We start from the raw sequence: 24874 nt of genomic DNA, 5'->3' as shown, positions 1-24874 counted from the left end.
ATGGCTGAGCAGAAACGTTCCAGCGTCAAGGACGAAGAGCTCTATGAAAAGCTCCGCGAGGAGCAGGGGTATTCCAAGGAGAAGGCCGCACGCATCGCCAACTCCGCGAATCAGGAGGGGCGCTCCACCCAAGGGAAGAAGGGAGGCACGTCCCCTCAGTACGAGGACTGGACGGTGGAGGAGCTCCGCGATCGAGCCAAGGAGCTCGACCTCACCGGCTACTCCCAAAAGAACAAGGATGAGCTGATCGACATGTTGCGCAACCACTGACTCTGCGTCAGTTACGGCAATGGGAGCGGATTCAGATGCGAGACCGCCAGGTTTCCGTTCCGTGAGTCCAAGTAGTAAAGCTGTGCGACCACCGGCTTATCGGACTCGACCATGAGCCCGTAGGGACGGTCGAGGCGGACCGCTTCCGGGTCGATCAGATCATTGATGCGCTGGTGCTTGACGCGCTGGGAATCGACCAGAATCTCGTAGGGTCCCACCGGCTCCGCGTCCTCGTAGTACACGGTGAGCTCTACGCAGGCTGGCTCGTTCCCCGTGTTGAGCAGGCACAGCGTATTCCGTGAGGTGAAGTCCGGTTCGAACCCGGTGCTTCGACTGGGGGTGAACCCGGCTGAAAACACCCACCTCCTGCCTCCCCAGCCGCTGGCAGCGTCGTTCTCGTTCTTCCACGACAGGGCCATCACATCTCCTCACCGAACAGCTCGCGCAGGTAGTCGTTCATGTACACAGCTTCGGGGTCCAAAGTCTTGCGGATGGCCTGAAATGAGTCCCACTGCGGATACAGCGCCGCCAGCTCAGGCCCCTTGAGCCGGTGCTTCTTCCCCCAATGAGGGCGACCTTCGAACCTCCAGAACAGGGGTTCAACGTCATCGAAGTACCGCTGGAACGGCAGGGTGTTGTTTTGCAGCAGAGCGATCGTCATTGACGGCGCTCCCCGCCGGTACTCCGCCTCAGTATTCGACAGCATTGCGTGATCAGGGGCAATTGTGCGCACCAGCACCCGCCAACCCACCTCAGCGCGGTGCGCTGATTTCACCCGTTCCCGTACATAACGGAAGGCCGTAAGTTCCGGATCGAACGGGAGCATGTACTCCATCTCCTCAAAGCGGAGCATCCGATCGTTGGGAATAATTTCATAATTGGGTCCGGTGACGTCCTTCTTCAGTTCGCTGTAGGGCTCGCCCCGCGGCGTCAGCTCCGGCTCATCGCCGGGCTTATTAAGAGTGCGCACCTGGGCGAGGTCGCTGCGCGGATACCAATAGAAATCCATGCTGCGATTCGTGCTGACCAGCTCGGCGTAGTTCTCCAGCACCCAATCAATGTGGGTGATCCAGTTCAGCCGGTGAAGGTGATGAGCTTCCTCCACCCGTAGGGTCAGGGAGGTCAGGACGCCCAGCGACCCCAACGAGACCTGCACGGCACGCAGCAGCTGGTCGGCATCCAGGTCCTCACGCGGGACGCCGGCGTCGAGGCCGAAGGGCATCTCCACTCCCCTGCCATTGACCAGGAGGCCGCCCAGGACAGTCGAGGAGAGATTTCCCAGCGTAATGCCCGACCCATGAGTACCAGTGGAGACGGCGCCAGCGATGGACTGATAGTCCACATCACCGAGGTTCTCCATGGCCAATCCATGCTGGGCCAGCTGCTCCCCCAGGTCCCGCAGACCTGTCCCCGGTAGCACTTTGGCCCAGCCGGCCTCGGCATCGACCTCGGTCATCCCCGTCAGCTTGTCCAAGGAGAGCAGCACATCCGCGGTGCTGAAAATGGGGGTCGAGGAATGACCCGATCCCACCGGACGCACCGTCGCCCCGCGGCTGGCGGCCCGTGTGACCACAGTGCGCAGCTGCTTGACGCTCTTCGGGGCAGCGATGGTCGCCGGAGTGCAGCTGATCGACCCGGACCAGTTCCTAAATTCCTGTGCCACTCATCACTCCCCCGCCTAGGACTGAGCGGCTGCGTCTGCTGTCGCTTTGTCTTTGGTGTACTCCAGCTGACCCAAGCTGCCGGACAGCACATCCTCCGCGGTGACCTGATGGTCCTTCACCGAAGAGGTCCATCCGCCCCACTGAGCAGCATCCAAGGAGTCGCCGTTGTGGCCGAGACTCTTCAGCCGCTGGTTTTCGGCATCAGTGAAGTCCTGGGCAGCTAGGGGCTTGAGGTGGGCCACGTCGGCGGCGGAGAGTCCCAGTTGCTCCCCGACCCGCTTGCCGTAATCGTCATGAACCATGAAGAAGTGCCACACCATGCGTTGCTGGACATCGGGCTCGCAATCTGAGAGCAGCGTGCCCATGACCGTGACAAGCTCATCGCGCTCCCAATCTTCGATGGTGCTGTACCGCCCACGAGCCTGGACGTAATCGTTGGTGCGCTCAATGGTGGACTGCTGGACTTGGCCACTGACCTGGGGCGGATTGTGCGGCTTTCTTGGCGCCTCCTGAAGCCCGTTGTGCATGCTGGGTTCGTAGTTGACATGGGAATTCTGCCCCGGTGCTATATCCGTGTGGTAACTCATCGGACCACCGCGTTGGTGAGTGTGGACTTTTCCGTTAACGCCCTGGGGGAAATTCACCGGAAGCTGCAGGTAGTTCGGGCCCACTCGGTAGCGCTGGGTATCGGAGTAACTGAAAGTGCGACCAACCAGCATCTTGTCGTCTGAAAAGTCCAGGCCGTCCACTAGGACGCCGGTGCCCATGGCGATCTGCTCGTTCTCATTGTGAAAGTCCTGAATATTCCTATTCAGGGTCATCGTTCCGACGTGTCTCAGCGGGAAATCGTCTTCGGGCCAGATCTTGGTGTCGTCCAGCGGGTCCCACTCAAGTTCTGGGTGGGCGTGGTCCTCCATGAGCTGCACATACAGATCCCACTGTGGGAAGTCCCCGCGTTCGATGGCTTCGTAGAGGTCCTTCGATGCCGATCCCAGTTCCTGGGCCTGGACATTGGCCGCCTCACCCTCGGTCAGTGAGGCCACCCCTTGGCGGGGCAACCAGTGATATTTCACCAGGACGGTCTCACCCTGATTGTTGACCATCTTGTAGGTGTTGACACCGAAACCTTCCATATGACGGTAGGTCGCTGGTATCCCCCGGGGGCTGAACAGATGCGTGAGCATGTGCATTGACTCTGGAGATTGGCTCATGAAGTCAAAGATGCGGTTGGGCTCCTGCCGAAAGGTGATCGGATCGGGCTTCAACGAGTGGATCACATCGGGGAACTTCAGGGCGTCCCGGATGAAGAACACCGGCAGATTGTTGCCCACCAGGTCCCAGTTCCCGTCCTCGGTGTAGAACTTCACGGCGAAACCGCGCGGATCCCGGGCGACTTCTGTGGAGTCCCGGCCACCAATGACAGTAGAGAAGCGAACCGCCAGTTCCGTGGTCTTCCCTGGTTCCTGAAAGAGTCGAGCCCGGGTGTAAGTCGATGCTGGCTCATCACCGATCTTGCCGGTGGCCTCGAACTCGCCGTAGGCCACGAACCCGCGGGCGTGAACCACACGTTCCGGGATGCGTTCGCGATCGAAGTGGCTGATCTTCTCCAGGAAATGGTAGTTCTCCAGCGTGGCCGGCCCTCGAGAGCCGACCGTGCGCTGATCTTGGTTGTTCGGCACCGGGTGACCCTGGCGGGTAGTGAGTATTGGGTCGTCAGTCATAGCACTCCTTTGTTCCCCATGTGGTGGGACGGACATCCTCAGCCTAACCTTTTTACGAGTATCTCAAAAAAGTGATAGCCCCTGATGAGGCAGCCTCCGCCGCGGTCGAAGCTGAAGGGAGACCGTGGCTCACTCCTCGGACAGCGTTGCATGGTCGGTGCGGAAGACTCTGGGGCGAGCATAGGCATGAACCCGATGCAAATGCTCCCGCTGGTCATCCGCAGCCTCGATCAGCTGCTCGAACACTGCACGATCCACTCCGAGCTCCGCAGCATAGTCAGAAAGCACCTCCCACCCTTGACGCTTGGCGGTGACAGCTCCCAACATCAACTCGGTCTCCAGCACCAAAGCCGCCGGAGACCGCTTCAACGGCCTGGCATAGGGTTTGACCCTGCTCAGCCGCTCCCCCAGCCACAGCGCCGGGGCGGCCACTGCCGGGCGCGAAAACCCCTGACTCTGGATAAGCCGGCTCAGCCACTGATGTTCTGAGCCGACAGCTTCTGCCACCTGGGACAGCTCCGGGTAGACAGGCGTGTCCTCAAAAGCGGCTGCCATCGCTTGGATGCGATTCAGTCCTGCGGTCGCACCTGCCAGATGATCAGCCATGTAGCTGCGCAGCAGGCCGGTATCGATCCCGGAGGGAAGCTGATGGTCCTCAGCCGGCAGCGGGTGTTCGGTCAAGGCGGATATGCTGCGGGGGCGCAGCGGGATCGAGCCGCGTCCGGCTCCGTCTGCCATAGCCTCCAACATCTCGCTCAAAGCCTCGGTGCCGGAGTATTCCGGATTCCATCCCAATGTGGACCGGGCACGTGAGATGTCCATAATCGGTGCCCGGCGTGCCATTTCCAGCCACCCCTCATCCATGGGCAGCAGCCGTGCGCGGTGAAGTGATCTGACCAGCGGCTTCAGTGGCGCAAACGGTACAGTGATGCTGGCTTTACCCTCGCGACCCGAAATCACAGAGGCGAGTGCTTCACCGGTGAGCACATCATCGGCGGCAATATTGAATGCGCCCCGAGCGCCCTGAATGACCGCTTCGGCATAGGCCTTGGCGACGTCGCGGGCGTGTACTGCCTGAGCTCGGATGCCGCTGGGCATAGGCACCACCGGTGGCCGCACCATGGTCAAAAGTTGCACCGGGGCCAGGTGTCCCAGGAAGTAGCGCTGAATCTCCGATCCCGACCCGGCCTGGAAGATCAGTCCGGGACGGAGCCGCGCCAGGGCTGTTCCCGGATGCTGCGCCTCAAACGCATCCATCACTCGCTCTTGGGCTGCTTTGTCCTCGCTGTAGTGCGAGCCGGGGATGCCCTCCGTGGGCCAAGATTCGTCACGTGGGTGATCATCCTCCACTGGAGAATAGGCCCCCACGGAGGAGGCCACCGCTATTCTCTCCACACCAGCCTCGGCTGCGGCCTGAAGGACGTGCTTAGTCCCGTGGACATTCACCCGGCGCAGCAGCTCCCGCTGGGAATTTGGCTGAATCAGCCACGCCAGATGGATCACCGCATCTGCACCGGAGAAAAGCTCGGTCAGGGCTGCTGTGGACTCCGGGTGCTGGATATCCACGCTGTCCCACTCCGCATGGCAGAACGGTTCAGCCTCAGCATCCGGCAGACGTCGGGCAAGCCCAAGAATTGAGGTGATCTCCGAGCGGACAGAGAGTTCCTCCAGCACGGCAGAACCGACGTTTCCAGTAGCTCCCACAACAACGACGCGCATATGCTCTCCTCCCCTGGCGTGTTTGCTCTCTTATTCAGCCGACCACGCTGACCTGAGCTTTCCCCGGACAGCGGCTGCGTGTGTGGTGCCTGCAGAGGGAATGGGAGCGTCTCCAGGGTGGGACATAAGCTCTGCATTGCTATCGAATCTATGTTCGAATACGATGGGTGCTCCGCGCTTCCCATCAGGTTCGCGCCATGATGCTAGGAGCCTGACAATGACAGCACATCTTCATTCTCCCTCCGCACCGTTGGAGCTGCGGCAACGCTTCGGCTCACCTCCTACGGTGACACGGTTGGTCTCGGCAGAAACAGCTGCGGCCTATGCACAGAGGAGGTCATCCGAAGAGGTCACCGAACCGTCTGCAGAGCGGATCACCGAGCATGTGGACGTGGTCCTCAGTGAGCGGGGCCTTCCGGTGCACTTGTGGTGGCGCGAACGTGGTTATGACGTGATCGCCGAACCTCTCCGCTGGTTCGCACGCCGCCGTTGGTGGGCTGAGGACGCCCGCGCCGAACGAGGACGGGCCGGTTTGGTGTCCCAGGAGGTGTGGCGGATTCAAATACAGGACCCGTGCACCGCGGAGCGGAGCACCGTGGATCTTGGCAGAAGTGTGCCGGCTGAGCGGTGGCGGCTGCTGCGCATCCACGCGTCTCCGCAGGAGACCGAGGCGGTGGAATGACCTTCACCCACCTCCATGTGGCAAGCTGCTTCTCGAGCCATTACGGCACAGCCACCCCTGGGGAGCTGGCAGCGGCCGCAGCCGCCGGAGGAGCCGAAGCCTTGGCCCTGACCGACCGGGACGGCCTCTATGGGGCAGTCCAACATATTGATGCCTGCACTGAGCACGGATTGAAGCCCCTTCTGGGAGCAGACCTTGCGGTGAAGGATCATGGACGTGTCACTGTGTTGGCCCATGGCAGCAAAGCCGGTTACACCGCGCTGTGTCAGGCCGTCTCAGCCGCCCATGAGGGCACCTCGGCGGTCACCAGCGGCCCGGAAGTGGCACTTTCCCGTGCGCGCCTGGCACAGCTGTCACTGCCTGCCAGCTCTGAGTCACCTCGGCTGTTCATCCTTTTGGGGGTCGAATCCGATATTGGCAGACTGGCGGCGGCCCGAGACTACCGTGGAGCCAGGACAGCACTGCGGCAATGGCGCCAGGCACTCGGGGCGGCGGTCTATGTGGAACTTGTCTCTCATCTGGCTCCCCCGGGTGAGGAACTCTCCACCGCCCATGCCGCCCGCATGCTCTCGGCTGCGGCCGCCTGCCGGGTCCCCACAGTACTGACCAATGCGGTACGGCTGCGCCGTGCCGATGAAGCGGCCACAGCAGATGTGCTGGATGCGGTGCGTGTACTCAGCAGTTTGGATTCCGCGCCCTTACAGCCCAATGACCAGGGCTGGCTCAAACCTGAAGCTGAGATGCACCGCCTCGCCGCAGAGATCTGTGATGCCAGTACAGTGGCTGCCGATCCGGAAGACATTCTCTCTGTCACCGAGGAATTGGCCCGCAGCTGCCAGCTCGACCCCACAGAACATATGACATACGGGGTGCCGAAGATCCCGGAGGCACACGTGATCGGCATTGCGCGGCCTGCAGATGAGGAACTGCGGTTTCGGTGCGAACAGGGTCTCGGCCAGCGGCTGGCGGAACCTCAGGTTCGTCAGCGGCTGGAACACGAGTTGGCGATCATCGAAGAGCTGGGATTCTCCTCCTATTTCCTCACTGTCGCGGAGGTCGTGCGGCTCATCCATGAGCTCGGTGTGCGGTGTGCAGCCCGCGGCTCTGGGGTCTCCTCCCTGGTGGTCCATGCTTTGGGGATCAGCCCTATCGACCCTCTCTCACATGGGCTGATCTTTGAGCGGTTTCTCTCCCAGCGCCGTGCCACGCTGCCCGATATTGACATTGACGTGGAGTCTGCGCGACGCCACGAGATCTATCAGCGAGTCTTTGACCGGTTCGGCAGAGAACGAGTGACTCTGATGAGCATGCAGAATGCTTATCGGATCCGCGGAGCGGTCCGTGATGCGGGCATGGCGCTGGGGCTTCCTGATGAGGAGCTTGATCAGCTGGCAGAAATCATGTGGCGCTTCCCCGCCCGGGAGTTCCGGCAGGCATTGGAAGAGAAGCCGGAATTGAAACAGCTGGCTCAACGCATTGAGACCGAACGGGTCTCCGGGCGGACGCAGTTGGATCTGCTGGTGGATCTCACCGAACGTCTCGACCGCCTCCCCCGGCACATCTCCACCCATCCCTGTGGGGTGATCCTGGGTGACAAAGACCTGCTGCGGCTCACACCTGTGCAGCCCAGCGGTGTCACCGGCCTGCCGATGAGCCAATTCGGCAAAGATGATATGGATTCGGCAGGCTTCATCAAACTCGATATCTTGGGTGTGCGCATGCAGTCGGCCATCGCGCACTGCCTGAGCGAGATAGAACGCACCAGCGGTGAACACATCGATCTCAATACGATCAGTTTTCAGGATCAGAGGACCTTTGACCTGATCCAATCCACCCACACCCTGGGTTGTTTCCAAATTGAGTCGCCGGGTCAGCGGGAGCTGATTGGGAAACTCATTCCAGCCTCCCTGGAGGACCTGATCCTCGATATCTCCCTCTTTCGCCCCGGACCCATGGGGGCAGGGATGGTCAGGCCGTTTCTCGAGCGACGCCACGGCTTTGAATCCATTCGCTATCCACATCCCGATCTCATCCACATCTTGGAGGAGACCTGTGGCGTCATCGTCTATCACGAGCAGGTGCTGCGTATCTTCGACACCATGACCGACTGTGGCTTGGCCACTGCGGATGTGCTGCGTCGCGCATTGTCCCAGGAGCACACAAGCGCCGAGGTGGAGTCTTATTTCCGCACCAGGACAGCAGCGCGCGGGTATGGACAGGAGGTGATCGATCAGGTGTGGCGTCAGTTGGCCAGCTTCGGCTCGTTCGGTTTCTGCAAGGCCCATGCTGCTGCGTTCGCTGTCCCCACCTACCAGTCCGCATGGCTGAAAACCCATTATCCGGCTGCTTTTATGACCGGGCTGTTTGAACATGACCCTGGGATGTATCCCCTGCGGCTGCTGGTCGCGGAGGCGCGCCGCCTCCAGATTCCCCTGCTTCCGATGGACGTGAACCGATCGAAGGGGCACTACCGGCTGGAGAAGCTTCCGACGACCCCTCCCCTGGAGCCCCCGGCAGATCCCACCTGGGGGATTCGCATGGCGCTGACGACGCTCAAAGGGATCTCCGCCGCTGAGATACGGCGCCTCGAAAAAGAACAGCCCTTCCACTCACTGGCCGATCTGCGGGACCGCGCCAAGCCACGGTTCAACACCATGAAGTCTCTGGCAAAAGTGGGGGCGCTGGACTCTTTCCTCTCCGCGGGAACAGCTCGCAACCGGCGCAATGACCTCTTCGCGTGGATCGAGCGCACTGGCCAGCGGAAAGCTCAGCAGAGACGCCCCCCTCTTGCGGCGGGGCAGCTGGCTCTGCCACTGACAGATACGGAGACCAGCAACCTTCCTGCCAGCCGACCGGGCCCGACTGACACCGAAGTGCTGGCCACCGAACTGGACCTGACCAGTGTGGACCTCACAGATCATGTGATGAGCGTGCACTGGGAGCAGCTGACCCGCGCAGGTGTCACCTTTGCTAAGGATCTGCTGCACCAGCGCAGTGGTGCCACTGTGTGCGTGGCGGGGATCCGAGTCGCTACCCAAACGCCTCCGATGGCCTCAGGCAAACGAGTGGTCTTCATCTCCTTGGACGACGGTACCGGGGTGGTGGACTTGTCCTTCTTCGAAGAAGGTCAGGCTCACACAGGCGAGGCCCTGTTCGCAGCCAGAATGCTCATGGCGGAGGGCACGATACGCCGCACCGGCCCCCGAGCGGTCACCGTTCAGGCCACCCGGGCCTGGGACTTGCAGGAGTCCAGCAGCTGAGCCTTGACGAACACGCTGATGCTCTCCCTCACACACGCAGGCGCCCCACCTGGCCGCAGCCAGACGGGGCGCCTGCGTGTGATGCTAGGGCGAGGGCCGGACCTCTAATGTCCGGGGTCGGCCCGCCCGCAGGTTCAGCCGGTCACTTGCTGTCGACCAGCTGCCGAAGCACATACTGGAGAATGCCGCCGTTGCGATAGTAATTGGCCTCACCGGGAGTATCGATGCGAACCACTGCATCGAACTCCACAGCAGAACCGTCTTCCCGAGAAGCGGTCACATGCACCGTCTCCGGGATCTCACCGTCGTTGAGCTTGGTGATGTTGGAGATGCTGAAGGTCTCGAAACCGGTCAGTCCCAGCGTCTCTGCAGACTCCCCTTCGGGGAACTGCAGCGGCAGCACACCCATACCAATCAGGTTCGAGCGGTGGATCCGTTCGAAGGACTCCACGATCACCGCCCGGACCCCCAGCAGGCTGGTGCCTTTGGCGGCCCAGTCGCGGGATGAGCCGGAGCCGTACTCCTTGCCGCCCAGGACCACCAGCGGAATGCCAGCCTCCTGGTAGTTCATCGCCGCATCGTAGACGTAGGCCTGCTCACCGTCCTTGGTGAAGTCACGGGTGAAACCGCCTTCGACGCCGTCGAGCAGCTCGTTCTTGATCCGGATGTTGGCGAAAGTGCCGCGGATCATGACCTCATGGTTGCCGCGCCGCGAGCCGTAGGAGTTGAAGTCTTTGCGCTCCACGCCGTTCTCCAGCAGGTACCGCCCCGCAGGAGTGTCAGACTTGAAGGACCCAGCCGGGGAGATGTGGTCGGTGGTCACCGAATCGCCCAGCTTCAGCAGCACCCGAGCTCCTTCAATGTCGCTCACTGGTGCCGGCTCCAGCTCCAAGCCCTCGAAGTAGGGGGCTTTGCGCACATAGGTGGAGTTCTCATCCCAGGTGAACGTGTCTCCCTCCGGGGTGTCCAGTGACTGCCACCGGTGGTCGCCGTCGAAGATCGAGCCGTACTTGGAGGTGAACATCTCCGTGTCGATGGAGTCCTCAATGATCTTCTCGACCTCAATGGGGTCGGGCCAGATATCGCGCAGATACACATCTTCTCCCTCCGAGTTCTGACCGAGTGGGTCGTTCTCAAAGTCGAAGTCCATAGTGCCTGCCAGAGCGTAGGCCACCACCAGCGGAGGTGAGGCCAGGTAATTCATCTTCACATCGGGGTTGATTCGACCTTCGAAGTTGCGGTTGCCCGAGAGCACCGAGGTCACAGCCAAGTCCTGCTCCTGTACGGTCTTGGAGATCTCTTCCTCCAGCGGACCGGAGTTGCCGATGCAGGTAGTGCAGCCGTATCCCACCACGAAGAACCCGATCTTCTCGAGGTACTCAATCAGCCCGGACTTTTCGTAGTAGTCGGTGACCACCTTGGATCCGGGTGCGATCGATGTTTTCACCCATGGCTTCTGCGTCAGCCCTTGGGCGACCGCGTTGCGCGCCAGGACTCCGGCTGCCAGCATCACGTTCGGGTTGGAAGTATTGGTGCAGGAGGTGATCGAGGCGATCGACACCGCACCGTGGTCCAGATTGAACTCGCGCCCATCGGGCATCGCCACCGGGACGGGATTCGACGGACGGCCCACCACAGGTTCAGCATTGGGGTCCATCTGCCGCGGCTTATCCGCCGGGTCCTGAGTCTCATCCGGGGTGTGGGAGGGAGCGTCAGAGCCGGGGAAAGACTCCGCTGACGCTTCGTCGGCCTTGCCGTTGATCGCGTCGCTGACGGCGGCGGTCTCTTCGGCGACGTAGTTGTGGATGTCCTTGCGGAACTGTTCCTTGGCATCGGTGAGCTCAATGCGGTCCTGAGGACGCTTCGGGCCCGCGATGGAGGGCACCACAGTGGAGAGGTCCAGCTTCAGCTGCTCGGAGAAGCGAAGCTTCCGCGCCGGGTCGTGCCACATCCCCTGCTCTTTGGCGTAGGCCTCGACCAGTGAGAGCTCCTCCTCGGTGCGTCCGGTCAGCCGCAGGTAGTTGATGGTGACCTCATCGATCGGGAACATCGCCGCAGTGGAACCGAACTCCGGAGACATGTTTCCGATGGTGGCACGGTTGGCCAGTGGCACCTCGGCCACACCCTCGCCGAAGAACTCGACAAACTTGCCCACCACGCCATGCTCACGGAGCATCTGGGTGATAGTGAGCACCACGTCGGTGGCGGTGGCGCCAGCAGGTATCTGGCCGGAGAGCTCAAAGCCCACCACACGAGGGATGAGCATCGAGATTGGCTGACCGAGCATAGCGGCCTCAGCCTCGATGCCGCCGACTCCCCAGCCCAGCACGCCGAGGCCGTTTTCCATGGTGGTGTGCGAGTCGGTTCCGACGCAGGTGTCCGGGTACGCCCGCAGCGACCCGCCGACCTCCCGGGTCATCACCACGCGGGCCAGGGACTCGATGTTCACCTGGTGCACGATGCCCATACCGGGAGGGACGACTTTGAAATCGTCAAACGCGGTCTGACCCCAGCGCAGGAACTGGTAGCGCTCTCCATTGCGCTGGTACTCGATATCCATGTTGCGTTCAATGGCATCGGCGTTGCCGAAGGAGTCAATCTGAACGGAGTGGTCGATGACCATCTCAGCCGGTGCCAAAGGGTTGATCTTGGCTGGGTCGCCGCCGAGATCAGCCACGGCCTCACGCATGGTGGCCAAGTCCACCACGCAGGGCACGCCGGTGAAGTCCTGCATCAGGACCCGCCCGGGGGTGAACTGGATCTCGGTGTTTGGCTGGGCTGTCTCGTCCCACTGCCCGAGGGCTTTGATGTGCTCAGCGGTGACATTCTCACCGTCTTCAGTGCGCAGGAGATTCTCCAGCAGCACCTTCAAGCTGTACGGGAGGGATTCGTGACCCTCAACCGTGTTGAGTCGAAAGATTTCATAATCGGCGCCGTCGACGTTGAGTACGCCTTGTGCTCCGAAACTGTCCACTGTGCTCACGCTTAGACTCCTTAGTCTTGTTGGAGGGCTGCCACAGCGCTTGGGTGCGCGCTCATCGCTCACCATCCTACTCATACCGCTGGGCCGGGCGGCTTAGGTGAGGCTCACCGCCGACACACACCCTTCAGGAGCGTTCGAACAGGGCGACCGATTCCATGTGGTGGGTGTTCGGGTAGAGGTCCAGCAGCGCAATATCCTTCAGGACCCATCCGAGGTCACAGAGTGCTTTGGCATCGCGGGCAAAGGACGCCGGGTCACAGGAGACATAAATGATCTGTCCCGGGTTTGCGGCGTCGATCCCGGTCAGGACTCGCTTATCGGCACCGGCACGCGGCGGATCCAGCACCACCAGATCGGTAGTGGTCAGTCGGCTGGCAGTGCTCTCGGCGGTCGCCTGCACGACCTCCACGTGGCTCATGCCGGCGAACAGTGCCCGCGCGGCGTCGGAGGTCGGCGATGCGGCCTCTACCGAGAGGACCTGACCTGCTGGTCCCGTCCTGGAGGCGGCCCAGGCAGTGAAGAGCCCGGCACCGGCGTAAAGGTCGATGGCCGATCCGCCAGGTGGCAACTGCGCCATGCGGTCCACGGTGCTCACCAGAGCACTGGGCGCGCTGCGGTGAATCTGCCAGAAGCCTTCCGGCGCCAAGGTCACCGCGGCGCGGCCGTTGACCGGGGTCGGCAGCGGTTCTTCGATCGTGGGCTCCCCGGTGAGCACGCGATAGTCTATGAGCGCCGGCTGCAGCTGATTGTACCGACGTGGTTTGCGGGCAGAGGCCCGTTCGGAAGCCAGAATGATGCTGGCGATGCCGGGTGTGGAATCAGCGAGGTCCAGCAGCCGTCGCTCGAGACCCGCGGCGGCCTCCGAATCGCTCGCCCCCTCCAGTCGGACGACCAGCGCCAGCGGCTGGTCCCCCCCGGGGGCCACCACATCGACGCTGCGGGCCCCGGCAAAGCTCCAGGAGAAGATGCCCGAGGCGCCCACCGACTCCACTGCCAACGGCATAGACCGCAGCGGAATCAGTTCGTGCGACCGGCTGGGTTTCATGGCCAGTGACCCCCCGGAGACACTGAAACTTGCCCGGGTGCGCCAATGCATCCCAGCGGCATCCGTCCCAGGCAGGTGCTCCACGGTGAGGTCACCTTCGGGACCCATATGCTCAGTGTCGAGAGTGGTGATATCGATGCCGCCGATCCGCTGCATGGTGCTGCGGAAGACCTGGGACTTCAGCCGTCGCTGATGGATGTCAGTGATGTGACCGTAGTCGGCACCACCCACCGGCGGCTGACCGTGATCATAGGCGCGCAGCGCGTCGGCCTGCTTCCACGGGTGGCGGCGGCGATGATCCGAGGCATCCAGCACGTCGACCGCATCGGCACGCCAGAAGCGCGAGGAGCTGGTCCCATCGGTCACCACCGCCCGCACCGTCTCCCCCGGAACCGCATGGCGGACAAAAACAACTCTGCCTTCATGCCGGGCGACACAGTGACCGCCGTGGGACATCTGTCCCACCGTCAGCGTCAGTATCTGGTGTCCGGTCATTGGGCTCGGCTCGGCTCGCGTTCCCGGGTGATCATCCATCCCAACCACAGGGCGAAGGCGTACAGCGGGACCCCCATGACGACACGGGTGACACCCAGAGCTGTCTCGTGATCAGCGAAGTACAGCGGCAGCTGCACCGCCAGGCGAGAGGCCAGCACCGCGGTGATGAGCCACGTGGCCACCGCATAGCTGCGCCGGCGCAGGGCGTCCTGCCGCCACTGCATACCCTCACCCCGGATGACGCCGAAGACCACACCCATCAGCGGCCACTTCACCGCAATGGAGGTCACCAGCGCCACAATGTAAGCGACGTTGATGAAGAATCCTGGGACGTAGTACCCGCGGGCCTCACCCGAAAAGTGCGCAAAGGCAGCGCAGATCAGCACCCCGGCCAGGCCGGAGAGAGATTGCACAAGGCTCCCCCGCTGCGCAATGCGCACCACTGCAAAGAGCACACCCACGGCGATGGCAAGAATGATGGCAAGGGGGAGGTCGCCAACAACGAGGTATGCGGTGAGGAAGCTGGTGGCAGGCAGTGCAGCCTCAATGATGCCTCGCCAGCCGCCCACCGAACCCATGACGTCGAGTGAGCCGTCCTCGCGGGTGCTCAGCCTGCGCGCTGCCGAATCCGACAGCTGCTGCCCCAGGGGTTCCTGCGAGGTCATGGGTTCTTGCCGTCGCGGGACGCGCCGGAGTCACCGCCCTGCCCGGCCGCAGCGACCCCATTTGCGCGGTTCCGCTGTGCGCTGGCGGCCACGCGCTTTGCCCCCTCCGGTGACTTAAGTTTCAGAAGTTCGCGCGGCGGGAGCGGGTCCTCCCCGCGGACCACCACGATGCGGGAGAAGAGCTCTTCGACTCCGGCGGAGGCTTTGCGGTCCAATGCCCCGCGGCCCCCGATGACCCCGCGCAGGAACCACCGGCTGCCTTCGCTGCCGATGAAGCGCGCTGCCCGCCACCCCTGACGCCCATCCTTGAGCACCGTCGGCACGCGTGCGTGCAGCTCCTTGCCGAACCGGCCCTCGAGTACTCGGGCGCGACCCTTCTGCTTGGTCACCGACTCCTGAATCTGCTCGCGCACGTCCTTCCAGACTCCGCCCGACTTAGGCGCCGAGAAGGCCTGCAGCTGAATACTGGCCTGGCCGATGGTGATGGTCAGCGACACCACGCGTTTGGTCTTCTGGTCGATGTCCAGCCGGATCTTCTGTCCCCGGGCGGCCGGAACCAGGATGGCGCCAAAGTCGAGGTAACCCTTTGAGGTGTCCACCTCCTTGGCGTCGTGTGGGCCTTGGCCCGGTGTGAACGTCGAGGCAGGGGGGCGGTTCTGCTGGGCAGGCTCTTCCGCAGCGGAGTCGGTCACTGCCTCCTGATCGCCGGTGACCGCGTCACCGTTGTCAGTGACCTCAGCTTCGGTAATCTCGACCTCAGACTCGTCAGCGTCCGACTCGGAGGCGAGGGCTTCCTTGATGGTCGCCGGCTGCTGCGGCTGATCCTTCTTCTTCTTGCCGAAGAGCATGAAACTCCTTATCGCTGGTGGGCGTACTGGTCTGGGGCCGAACTCAGGCCGCTGGATCCGAAACCGCCCACGCCGCGGGAGGTCTCGGGCAGCGTGTCGACGGGAATGAATTGTGCCTGTGCCACTTCTTGGAGGACGAGCTGGGCGATGCGATCTCCGCGGGTGAAGCTGACCGACTCGGACGGGTCGGTGTTGATCATCAGTATCTTCAGCTCACCACGGTAGCCGGAGTCCACCGTGCCCGGTGCGTTGACAATGCTGATTCCGTGCCGGGCTGCCAATCCGCTGCGCGGGTGCACCAGGCCAACCCAGCCGGAGGGTATCGCGACGGCGAGCCCTGTGGGCACCATTCGCCGCTGCCCCGGGGCCAGGGTGAAGTCTTCCGCGGTGACCAGATCAGCGCCTGCGTCGTCGGCGTGGGCGTAGTACGGCAGAGGCAGCTGGGGGTCGAGCTGCTGCAGCGGGACTGGAATGCTTTTCACGTTGTATGAGTCTACCGTCAAGCCTGCCACTCATTCTGTGGCGGACCTCAATTCCATGCGACGATAGAGCCTATGAGTGATTCGGTGCACTACGTCGAAAAGTTGTGGCCAGCGTGGTGGATCTGGGCAGCCGGGGTGATCATCGGCGCATCGTTCTCCACCATCTTCTTTCCCATTGGCACCGGCCCAGGTGTGGTGGCGCTGTTCGCGGGAGTCGCCGTCTGCACAGCGGCGCTGTGGGCAGTGACTCCTCGCATCGAAGTCACGGAGCACACACTCAAAGTAGGCCGCGCCCAGATCGAGCGCCGCTTCTTGGGGCACGTGGTCGCCCACCGCGGCGGCGCCGCCCGGGAGCAGCTGGGACCAGGGTTCGACGCGCGCAGCTACCAGTGCATACGCGGATGGATCGATCCGGTCGTCACCGCCCAGATCACCGATGATCGGGACGCGACGCCCTATTGGCTGTTTTCTACTCGACAGCCGGAGAGGCTCCTGGCGGCTCTGGGATCCGAGGAGCCGGTGCAGACCAGCGGCGTCTCAGTCAGTGAAGACTGAGTCAGTAACAGACTGAGCGCCGCCGCGGTCTTGCCGCCGGGAAGGAGGCGCGCTCAGTCCTCGCAGTCTTTGCAGACCAGGCCGTTGGGGCCCTGGATGGCCTGCGACCGGTGCCTGACCAGGAAGCAGGAGGTACAGGTGAACTCGTCGGACTGGGCGGGAAGCACACGCACCTGAAGCTCTTCGTCTGAGAGGTCGGCACCGGGCAGCTCGAATCCTTCGGCGGCCTCGGTCTCATCCTCGTCCACCACAGCGGACTGGCGGTTGGTGGAGCGGTTCTTCAGCTCTTCGATCGAGTCTTCATTGACGTCGTCGTCGTTCTTGCGCGGGGCATCGTAATCGGTCGCCATATCAGGTGCTCCAATGGTGGTTTGTGCGTGTTTCTCCCAGGTCGGTGCAGGCCCGGCACACGAGTGAGGTCGCACAGATTGTGTCGTATCACGACTCTTGTGACAAGTCGGAGTCACCAGGTTACGGGTTCCATCCTTCCAGGTGGGGTTGAGCTGCGCCCCCTTCAACTGGGGTGCACCGCGATACAGTGGCCCCAACAAGTGACCACACCACCGATTTCACACGGAGGACACTGCTGATGCAGGATCTGCGGATCGTGGGGGTCGACCCTGGGACGCAACACCAGACACCCCGGCTGCTGCTCTCTGACGGGTCCGACGCCGAGTACGGCCTCCCGGTGGATGAATCGCTGCGTGCCGCTTTGGCCCGCGCCTCCGCTCCCCGCGATCCGAAGGCGGAACCGCCGGCCCTCTCCCCGCGCGCCATTCAGGCCAGGCTCCGTGGCGGAGCCACCGTGGAGGAGGTGGTGGCAGATTCGGGGCTGAGCCGGGAGCACATCCTGCGCTACGCCGGGCCGGTGACCGATGAGCGGGCCTACCGCGCCGCGCGGGCAAGGGAAACGGTGGTGGCACGGGCCTCCACAGCTGAGCAGCATAGGTTGGCTTTCGGCGATGCGCCGGCGACCTTGGAGGCGATGGTGATGGTGCGGCTGCGTGCGATGGGGGTGACACTGGAGTCGATGAGCTGGGACGCGTGGCGGCGGGAGGACGGCCGATGGGCGGTCACCTGCAACTTTGATGCGGCCTCCTCGGAGACTCATGCCGCTGGCATCGGCCAGCAGCCACCGGCGGAGTGGACCTTCGACCCCGCAGCGCGCACGGTGCGCCCGGAGAACAAATGGGCCGAGTCGCTCAGCGCGCTGCCGCCGACCACGCGCGCCGCCGCCAGCTCCCGGCGGCTGGCCGCGGTGGACAAGCCATTCAATGTTGATGATCACCAGACCTCCCCGACTCCCGGCACTCCGGAACCGCCAGCGCAACCGGTGCCGTCCACCGGCGACGGCGCCGACCACGAGGACCTGCTAGACATTCTGCGCGCGCGCCGGGGTCAGCGGCTGGGAACCGATGCCTCGGGCGATGACAAGCTCGCCACCCTACTGACCCGTGACGAGCAACCGGTCCGTCCGCCGGCCGAGGAGCAACGCACCGACACCCTTCCCGGTCTGGAGGAGGACACAGCGGAGCCGGTGACTACCGATGACGACGGCGAGACCGACAGCACTGATGCGTGGGGATTCAGCTACGACGAAAACTCGGCAGAGGCGCCGGGTCCCTCCGCCGAGTCGGATGAGGAGGAGGCTGATCCGCCGCGGCGGAAAAAGCGCAGCTCCTCCCGGCGCCCGACGATGCCCCGGTGGGACGATATTCTCTTCGGCCACAAGGAGTAAGCCCCCTTGAGGTTTTTCAGCTGACGAATCCCCGGCCGGTGAGCTCCAGCAGCGGCACCCGCCGCTCAGCCTCAGTGAGCGAACCGTGCTGGCCCACCATCTTCAGCGGCCCCGGGCCGGTCCGTGTGGTGTGGAACAGCGCCAGCGGGGCGTGCGCCGCGACTAGCACGTCACCGATGCGATCACCCACCTGCTCCTCCACGGTGCCGAACCACCCCTTGGCGATCGCCTCCTGCCGAGTCAGCACCCAGGCCTGCTCGCCGTAGGCGTCCCGCCAGCGATCCGCGATGCCCTCCGGGTGGGCTCCCTGAGCCGCGTAGAGGTGCAGAAAACGAGGCTCGCCGCCGGTGTGCGCCACACCAGCCAAGAGGTCAGTGCGCGCGCTGAAGTCGATCCGGAACTCTTCAGCGATATTGACCATCCCGTGATCGGCGGTGAGCAGCACGGTGACCTGCTGCCCGAAATCGTGGGCGAGCCTCTGGCAGAACCGTGACGCTGCAGCGTCGAGGGCCTCCAAAGCTGTGAGCCATGCATCGGACCCTGCCCCGGTGCGGTGACCGGTCTTATCCAGCTCGTCGACGTAAAGGTACACCAGCAGCGGATCAGCGCGCCCGCGCTGCAGCCTCCCTGGGCCAGGGCGGTGGCTGCGGATCCAGTCCGCTGCCAGGGCGAACCGCTGCTCCAGGGCCTGCGCGCCGGCAAAGTCGCCCCCTCGCAGGGCCGCGTGCGTCAAGGCAGAGTCACGGAACTGTGGCCGCGAGGAGGTCACGACCCGCACCCCGGAAGCAGCGGCACGCTCAAACACGGTGGGATGGGGCTGCCACTGGAGTGGATCAAGGTCGTGGTCCCACTGACCCAGCATGTTGACCACTCGGCCCAGTTCAGGTGCGAAGACGTCATAGCCGACCAAGCCGTGCTGGCCGGTGGCCAGACCGGTGCCGAGGCTGGCCAGTGAGGCCGCCGTGGTGGTCGGTGCTCCGGTGTCCAGAACCTGGGCAGCGCGGGGGTTCCGCCAGGCGGAGGCCAGGAACCGCGCGTGCCCGGAGTGCGCCGCCAGAAGCTGGTCACCCAGCCCGTCGGCCAACACCACCACGGCGATGCTGGCCGGCGGGAGGCCAAGCCGATCAGTGAAAGGCTCCACCCCCAGCGCAGCGGCGGCCGAGGTCATCACATGCCGCAGATGCCCCCCGGCGCTCTCTGGGGGCAGCGGCACGGAACTCATCGGCACCCTCAGCGTGAGTACTTCACGGTGGCTCGGCGCAGGGCCCGCACAAAGCTGCGCGCCTCATCCACCGCGGTGTCACCCTCAGCGGTCGCGGCGATGCGCAGGCTGACATCTTCAGGGACCACCGTGCCAGTCTCCCCGTGATCGGCCACGCACTCCGGATTGCCGCAGTCTGCCGGCATCGCATCAAACCGGGCGCTGCCGGTCCAGTTGATGTTCAGCGACACCTCGGCAAGGCCGCGGTCGGGACGGAACTCATCGGGACGGCGGTGAACCTCCGAGAGAATCAGGGAGCGCAGCCGCACCACCGGAACGACTTCAGTGGAGATGCGTGCCACGACCTCCGAGGGACCGGAGGGACCGGAGTCCTCATGCTGAAACGGGCGGTCCTCCTCAGCGTCATGGTCGTCCAGGTGCGCGACCACCATGACGTCTTCAGCCAGGACCAGGACTGTGATGTGCCGGTGGACCTCTTCGAAGTCGAAATGGGTGTCAACGTGAACGATCTGCTGTTCGGGGGGACGGCCGTCGAGGGCCTCCGTTACGGTGTGGTGGACCAGGGTCGGATAAAACCCGCCGCGGTCGATGGCCTCTTTCAGAGAGACAGTGGATGTGCCCATAGCCCTCCATAGTATCGTTGGCGGCCCTGCGCATTTCCGCAGCCCCCAGGTTTCGATTCGCAGCTGACTGCCGGATTCTGGATAATGGACCGGTGCTTGAATACCAGAGCGACGGAAACGCGACATTCCATCACCGCAATGCCGCGCTGCTGTCCGTAGCCGAGGTTGAGGCGCCGGAGGTGCTGACCTCCAAACAGCTTGATCAGCGGCTCGCCGACGCTCTGAAGAGACTCAGGCTGCCCACCGGTCTGCTGCAGCGGGTGGCCGGTGTGCGCGCCCGGCGGAACTGGCGCGCAGATGGTGATGTACGTGCCGGAACGGTCCAAGCGGGGCGCAAAGCCCTCGACGCCGCGGGCGTGAACCCCGCTGAGGTGTCGATGATGATCAACACCTCAGTCAGCCGAGAGCACCTGGAGCCCTCGGTGGCCGTGGGCCTGCACCATGACTTAGGGCTGCCGAGTTCGGCCATGAACTTTGACATCACCAACGCCTGTCTGGGATTCGTCAACGCCATCACGCTGGCCAGCTCCCTTATTGATGCCGGTCAGGTCAAGTACGTGCTGATTGTCAATGGCGAAGACGCGCGTAAGGTCCAGGACGCCACCATCGCCCGGATCAACTCCCTGGAGGAGGGCCTCTCCCGCGAGGATTTCATGAGCGAGTTCGCCTCGCTGACGCTGGGCTGCGGTGCCGCCGCCGCGGTGGTCGGCCCGGCTGATGCACACCCGGAAGGGCACCGGATCATCGGCGGAGTCACCCGTGCGGCCACCCAGCACCACGGCCTCTGCGTCGGCGACCACCGGGGGATGTTCACCGACGCCCGCGGGCTGCTGGATGGAGGTCTGGAATTGGTCATGGATGCCTGGAAGGACGCCAAGGCACACTTCGACTGGCAGCAGATGGACTCCTACGTCACCCATCAGGTCTCCCAGCTGCACACCTCCTCGATCATCAAGGCCGCCAAGCTCGACAAGAAGCGTGTGCCGGTGACCTATCCCGAACTCGGCAATGTGGGCCCGGCTTCCCTGCCGATCACTCTCGCCCGCGAAGCGGATGCCGGCAGTTTGTCCGCAGGAGCCCGGGTGTTGTGCATGGGGGTCGGCTCAGGGCTCAACACCGCCATGGTTGAGATCCAATGGTGAACTGGTGGCGTCCCCTCCCGGCCCGGAGTGCGCGCCTTCCCGCGGACACGCTGACAACGACGCCGCTGCCGGGTCTGGACTCGCACTGGTCCCGCCTGGTCACCACCCAGTCCTCTGACGGCGAGCACATTTTTCACGTCCTGGACACCGGTCCGGTGCTGGAGGCTCGCGGCATCCGACCCACCGGAACCATCCTCGCCGTGCACGGCAACCCCACCTGGTCCTACCTGTGGCGAGGGGTTCTGGAGGCCTCCGTGGAGCAGGCTGGGCCGCATGCTGCCTGGAGGGTGATCGCGCCGGATCAGCTGGATATGGGGTTCTCCGACCGGCTGGCTCACCCCGAGCCGCCGTCCCCGGAAGCCTCCAGCTACCGAAGGTTCGGCCAGCGACTTGACGACCTCGACGCGCTGGGCGAGGCGCTGAACATTGACACCGACCAGCCAGTGGTGACGCTCGGCCACGACTGGGGCGGCACCATCTCCCTGGCCTGGGCGGTGCGCAACAGCGCCGTGGTGGACGCCGTGGTCACACTCAACACTGCCGTGGACCACCCGGTGCAGGAGTCGGTGCCGCCGGCGCTGCGTGCCGCAATGGCCCCCGGGGTGCTGCCCAGCTCCACGGTGCTCAGCGACGCCTTCCTTCGGGTGACGCTGGGCCTGGCCGAGGGTGGATTGCCCCAGGAAGTGGCCGCAGCGTACCGCGCTCCGTACGTCTCCCGCTACGGCCGGGGTGGCATCGGCGGATTCGTCGCTGACATTCCCGCCGCCGCCGACCACGCCTCGCGGCCGGTACTCGACGAGTATTCAGCGGGACTGCGCCGGTGGAACAAACCCGCGTTACTGATGTGGGGCCCCAAAGATCCCGTCTTCCGGGACCGCTATCTCCACGACCTCATGGACCGCCTCCCAGAGGCTGACCTGCACCGCTTCGAGGGAGCCGGGCACCTGCTGGCAGAGGACCGCGACATTGCGAAGGTGCTTTTCACCTGGTTGGGTGACACATTTCACACCACCGCTGCAGACAGCGCAGCCTCAGCTCCGGCAGCCGAAGCCAGCACCGGGCTGCACCAGCAGCTGGAGCAGATGGCGGTCTCGTGGCGGCGCGACTCCCCCGCTGTGGTGCAGCTGGCAGCCGATGGGACAGACCAACTTACGTGGGCGCAGCTGAAGTCGCAGGTCGACTCGCTGGCCACCGGGTTCTACGAACAAGGCATGCGCAGCGGCGATCGGGTGAGCCTGCTGGTGCAGCCGGGAAACCAGCTGACCGCCATTCTCTACGCTTGCCTGCGGCTCGGAGCAGTGGCCGTGGTCGCTGACGCCGGCCTAGGGCTGAAGGGCATGACCCGGGCTGTCCGCAGCGCCTGGCCCGATTGGGTCATCGGGGAAAAACCCGGCCTTGCCGTGGCCAGGGCCCTGCACTGGCCCGGCCGGCGGATCAGCGTGCAGGCCCTGGGCCCCCGAACAGCACGACTCGTCCGCGCCGAGGCGTCGGTGGAGCGGCTGCTGCGCCGCGGGACCTCACACGCATTGCAGGAGATCCCGGTACCGGGCCCGGAGGCAGCGGCGGCCATCCTGTTCACCTCCGGCTCCACCGGTCCGGCCAAAGGCGTGATCTACACCCACAGTCGGCTCGGTGCTCTGGTGGCGCTGCTGCGGCGTACCTTCGCGGTCCACCCGGGGTCGTCCCTGATCGCTGGCTTCGCTCCCTTCGCCCTGTTGGGACCCGCCATTGGGGCGACGTCGGTGACCCCGGATATGACGGTCACCAAACCCGCCACCCTGACCGCCCGCGCCGTGGCTTCGGCCGCCGCAGCCGGGGAGGCCACCATGTTTTTCGGCTCCCCTGCAGCACTGGCCAACGTGGTGGCCACTTCCGAGGAGCTGACCGCCGAGCAGACCGCGGCACTGCGCCGGATCCGGCTCGTGCTCTCCGCCGGGGCCCCCGTGCCGGTGGAACTGCTGGACCAGGTGCAGCAGCTGTTTCCCGAGGCCGAGCTGCACACCCCGTACGGGATGACCGAAGGGCTGCTGCAGACCGACATCACCCGAGAACGGATTCACACCGCAAAGGAAACCCAGCAGCACGGCGTCTGTGTGGGCCAACCTGTCGAGGGGGTGGAGTTCGCCGTGGCGCCGCTGGACGAGCTCGGCAGAGCGGCAGAAGACCTCAGCGATCCGGACAACGCGCCCGGTGTGCTCAGTGAGATCGTGGTCTCCGCGGCGCACCTGAAGGCGGGCTACGACCGCCTGTGGCTCACCGACCGGGAGTCCCGCCGTGACCGGCACCGCGGGCTGCTGTGGCACCGCACCGGGGATATCGGCCACTTCGACACCTCTGGCAGGCTATGGATCCAGGGCAGGCTCCACCATGTCATCACCACGCCTGCAGGCCCTATCGGTCCCGGAGTCGTCGAAACCGCAGTGGACGCGCTGACGGAGGTGTCACGTTCAGCAGCCGTTGGCGTGGGCCCGCGCGGAACCCAAGCCGTCGTCGTCATCCTTGAGCCCGCCCCCGGGTGCAGCCTCTCCGTGGGGGCTTCCCCGCTGGCTGTGCCGGAGGTGAGCCGTGCGGTACGCAACGCAGTGGGCGACGTCGTAGTGGCCGCGGTGTTAGTGGTGGACAGCCTTCCCACCGACATCCGGCACAATTCCAAGATTGACCGCACCGCTCTGGCTGCGTGGGCCGAAGCCGTGCTGGCCGGCGAGAGGGCGGCAGCACCATGACACGCTCACTTCCCGCTGAGGTCCTCCCCCCGTCCCGAGTTCTGGTCACGGGGGCCTCCGGTCTGCTGGGACGAAGCGTCGCCGCCCGGCTGGCCGCACTGGGCTACCAGGTGACCACCTTCCAGCGCAGTGCCTCCGCACTGCCGGAGGTCCGCGAGGTCCGCGGATCGCTCACCGATGCCCACGCTGTGCAGGAGGCGGTGGAAGGTCAGGATGCCATCATTCATATGGCCGCCAAAGTCTCGGTGTCCGGTCCCCGGGAAGACTTCGACCGGATCAACATTCTGGGCACCGAACACCTCTTCAACGCCGCGTGGGCGGCGGGGGTGGACAATGTGCTGCATGTGTCCTCGCCTTCAGTCGCCCATTCCGGAAGCTCACTTGTCGGCGCGCAGGCAGGAGTCGCCGACCCTGAACACGCCGTCGGCCACTATGCGCGGACCAAAGCGGAAGCGGAGCTGATTGCCGAAGCCCGCGGCTCGGTGGGCATCAACGTCCTCATCATGCGGCCTCACCTGGTGTGGGGCCCCGGCGACGGACAGCTGACCAAACGCATCGTTGACCGAGCCAAGGCCGGCCGGCTGCCGTTGTTGGGCACCGGAGCCGCCCTGGTCGACACTCTCTACATCGACAACGCAGTTGACGCCTTTGTCGCAGGACTGCGCCGCCTTCCTCAGATTGCGGCGCTGCCCGCCGCTGACCGCCGACTGGTGGTCACCAACGGAGAACCCCGACCAATCGGTGAGCTGATGATGGGGATCGCCGAAGCCGGTGGTGCCCGCCGACCGTCGCTGCGGGTACCCCCTGGTCTAGCCAAAGCGGCGGGGTCTGTGGTGGAGAAGGTCTGGGCAATGACCGGGCCGCACGACGACGAGCCGCCGATGACCAAATTCCTGGCAGAGCAGCTCTCCACCGCCCACTGGTTCGATCAGCGGCATACTCGCACGGTGCTCGACTGGGCGCCTCGGGTGAGCATCGACCAAGGACTGGACAATCTCGCCAGACACGTGGAACGGACCGGCGGGGTCCTGTGAGCT

General features: G+C 64.3%; 20 protein-coding genes. 8 read left to right on the top strand and 12 right to left on the bottom strand.

Translation table 11 applies throughout. The features are described from left to right. A complete protein-coding gene (locus FEF27_RS02610; protein WP_138169260.1) occupies positions 1-270 on the top strand; it encodes a DUF7218 family protein in 270 nt (89 codons plus the stop codon). Between the two features lie 11 nt (positions 271-281). On the opposite strand, the gene FEF27_RS02605 is transcribed toward FEF27_RS02610, so the two are convergent. The 4 genes from FEF27_RS02605 to FEF27_RS02590 form a co-directional block, all read right to left on the bottom strand. Beyond that, positions 282-689 (bottom strand): sensory rhodopsin transducer, encoded by a 408-nt coding sequence (locus tag FEF27_RS02605; protein WP_138169259.1) that lies wholly within the window; start codon positions 687-689, stop codon positions 282-284. After that, positions 689-1933, bottom strand: coding sequence for a D-arabinono-1,4-lactone oxidase (locus FEF27_RS02600; protein ID WP_138169258.1), 1245 nt, complete (start codon positions 1931-1933; stop codon positions 689-691). Before FEF27_RS02600 ends, FEF27_RS02605 begins: the two co-directional genes overlap by 1 nt. A gap of 15 nt (positions 1934-1948) precedes the next feature. Beyond that, a complete protein-coding gene (locus FEF27_RS02595) occupies positions 1949-3655 on the bottom strand; it encodes a catalase (protein WP_138169257.1) in 1707 nt (568 codons plus the stop codon). Between the two features lie 129 nt (positions 3656-3784). After that, entirely contained in the window at positions 3785-5374 is a 1590-nt protein-coding gene (locus tag FEF27_RS02590; protein ID WP_138169256.1) for an NAD-dependent epimerase/dehydratase family protein, read from the bottom strand. A 217-nt stretch (positions 5375-5591) separates the two neighbouring features. Between FEF27_RS02590 and FEF27_RS02585 the strand changes: the two genes are divergently transcribed. Both FEF27_RS02585 and FEF27_RS02580 read left to right on the top strand, forming a co-directional pair. Next, the gene (locus FEF27_RS02585) at positions 5592-6056 is read left to right on the top strand and encodes a hypothetical protein (protein ID WP_243728979.1); all 465 of its coding nucleotides are present in this window, start codon (positions 5592-5594) and stop codon (positions 6054-6056) included. Continuing rightward, the gene (locus FEF27_RS02580; RefSeq protein ID WP_138169255.1) at positions 6053-9316 is read left to right on the top strand and encodes a DNA polymerase III subunit alpha; all 3264 of its coding nucleotides are present in this window, start codon (positions 6053-6055) and stop codon (positions 9314-9316) included. Before FEF27_RS02585 ends, FEF27_RS02580 begins: the two co-directional genes overlap by 4 nt. Positions 9317-9458: 142 nt before the next feature. Here the strand turns inward: FEF27_RS02580 and FEF27_RS02575 are convergent, their stop codons facing one another. The 5 genes from FEF27_RS02575 to dut form a co-directional block, all read right to left on the bottom strand. Then, on the bottom strand, positions 9459-12299 hold the full coding sequence (locus FEF27_RS02575; RefSeq protein ID WP_138169254.1) for an aconitate hydratase: 2841 nt from the start codon (positions 12297-12299) through the stop codon (positions 9459-9461). A gap of 124 nt (positions 12300-12423) precedes the next feature. Next, positions 12424-13839, bottom strand: a complete 1416-nt coding sequence (locus FEF27_RS02570; protein WP_166429886.1) for a class I SAM-dependent RNA methyltransferase — start codon at positions 13837-13839, stop codon at positions 12424-12426. Next, positions 13836-14504 (bottom strand): DUF3159 domain-containing protein, encoded by a 669-nt coding sequence (locus FEF27_RS02565; protein ID WP_138169252.1) that lies wholly within the window; start codon positions 14502-14504, stop codon positions 13836-13838. The genes FEF27_RS02570 and FEF27_RS02565 overlap by 4 nt, the downstream gene beginning before the upstream one ends. Next, on the bottom strand, positions 14501-15352 hold the full coding sequence (locus tag FEF27_RS02560; protein WP_138169251.1) for a DUF3710 domain-containing protein: 852 nt from the start codon (positions 15350-15352) through the stop codon (positions 14501-14503). The genes FEF27_RS02565 and FEF27_RS02560 overlap by 4 nt, the downstream gene beginning before the upstream one ends. Positions 15353-15360: 8 nt before the next feature. Then, entirely contained in the window at positions 15361-15834 is a 474-nt protein-coding gene (gene dut / locus FEF27_RS02555; protein ID WP_138169250.1) for a dUTP diphosphatase, read from the bottom strand. A 72-nt stretch (positions 15835-15906) separates the two neighbouring features. Between dut and FEF27_RS02550 the strand changes: the two genes are divergently transcribed. Further along, positions 15907-16389 carry a DUF3093 domain-containing protein gene (locus tag FEF27_RS02550; protein WP_138169249.1) on the top strand — a complete coding sequence of 161 codons (483 nt, stop codon included), beginning with the start codon at positions 15907-15909 and terminating at the stop codon, positions 16387-16389. Positions 16390-16442: 53 nt separating this feature from the next. Here the strand turns inward: FEF27_RS02550 and FEF27_RS02545 are convergent, their stop codons facing one another. Beyond that, the gene (locus FEF27_RS02545) at positions 16443-16739 is read right to left on the bottom strand and encodes a DUF4193 domain-containing protein (protein ID WP_138169248.1); all 297 of its coding nucleotides are present in this window, start codon (positions 16737-16739) and stop codon (positions 16443-16445) included. A gap of 239 nt (positions 16740-16978) precedes the next feature. Here FEF27_RS02545 and sepH point away from each other — a divergent pair, with 239 nt between their 5' ends. Then, the gene (gene sepH, locus FEF27_RS02540) at positions 16979-18127 is read left to right on the top strand and encodes a septation protein SepH (protein ID WP_138169247.1); all 1149 of its coding nucleotides are present in this window, start codon (positions 16979-16981) and stop codon (positions 18125-18127) included. A 16-nt stretch (positions 18128-18143) separates the two neighbouring features. Here sepH and FEF27_RS02535 read toward each other — a convergent pair whose 3' ends face one another. Further along, positions 18144-19349 carry an alkaline phosphatase family protein gene (locus FEF27_RS02535; RefSeq protein ID WP_138169246.1) on the bottom strand — a complete coding sequence of 402 codons (1206 nt, stop codon included), beginning with the start codon at positions 19347-19349 and terminating at the stop codon, positions 18144-18146. An 8-nt stretch (positions 19350-19357) separates the two neighbouring features. Next, positions 19358-19972 carry a DUF5998 family protein gene (locus tag FEF27_RS02530; RefSeq protein WP_138169245.1) on the bottom strand — a complete coding sequence of 205 codons (615 nt, stop codon included), beginning with the start codon at positions 19970-19972 and terminating at the stop codon, positions 19358-19360. A 92-nt stretch (positions 19973-20064) separates the two neighbouring features. On the opposite strand from FEF27_RS02530, the gene FEF27_RS02525 reads away from it, so the two are divergent. Genes FEF27_RS02525 through FEF27_RS02515 form a run of 3 tightly spaced genes read left to right on the top strand, consistent with a single transcriptional unit; the run spans position 20065 to position 24871 of the window. After that, positions 20065-21114, top strand: coding sequence for a 3-oxoacyl-ACP synthase III (locus tag FEF27_RS02525; RefSeq protein ID WP_138169244.1), 1050 nt, complete (start codon positions 20065-20067; stop codon positions 21112-21114). Next, positions 21108-23837, top strand: a complete 2730-nt coding sequence (locus FEF27_RS02520; RefSeq protein WP_138169243.1) for an alpha/beta fold hydrolase — start codon at positions 21108-21110, stop codon at positions 23835-23837. Before FEF27_RS02525 ends, FEF27_RS02520 begins: the two co-directional genes overlap by 7 nt. After that, entirely contained in the window at positions 23834-24871 is a 1038-nt protein-coding gene (locus tag FEF27_RS02515; RefSeq protein ID WP_138169242.1) for an NAD-dependent epimerase/dehydratase family protein, read from the top strand. The genes FEF27_RS02520 and FEF27_RS02515 overlap by 4 nt, the downstream gene beginning before the upstream one ends. Positions 24872-24874 lie beyond the last annotated feature (3 nt).

This window comes from Nesterenkonia sphaerica (assembly GCF_005771565.1).
Lineage (GTDB): Bacteria > Actinomycetota > Actinomycetes > Actinomycetales > Micrococcaceae > Nesterenkonia > Nesterenkonia sphaerica.
Note: the sequence above shows the minus strand (reverse complement) of the source record. Positions and strands in the feature narration are given on the sequence as shown.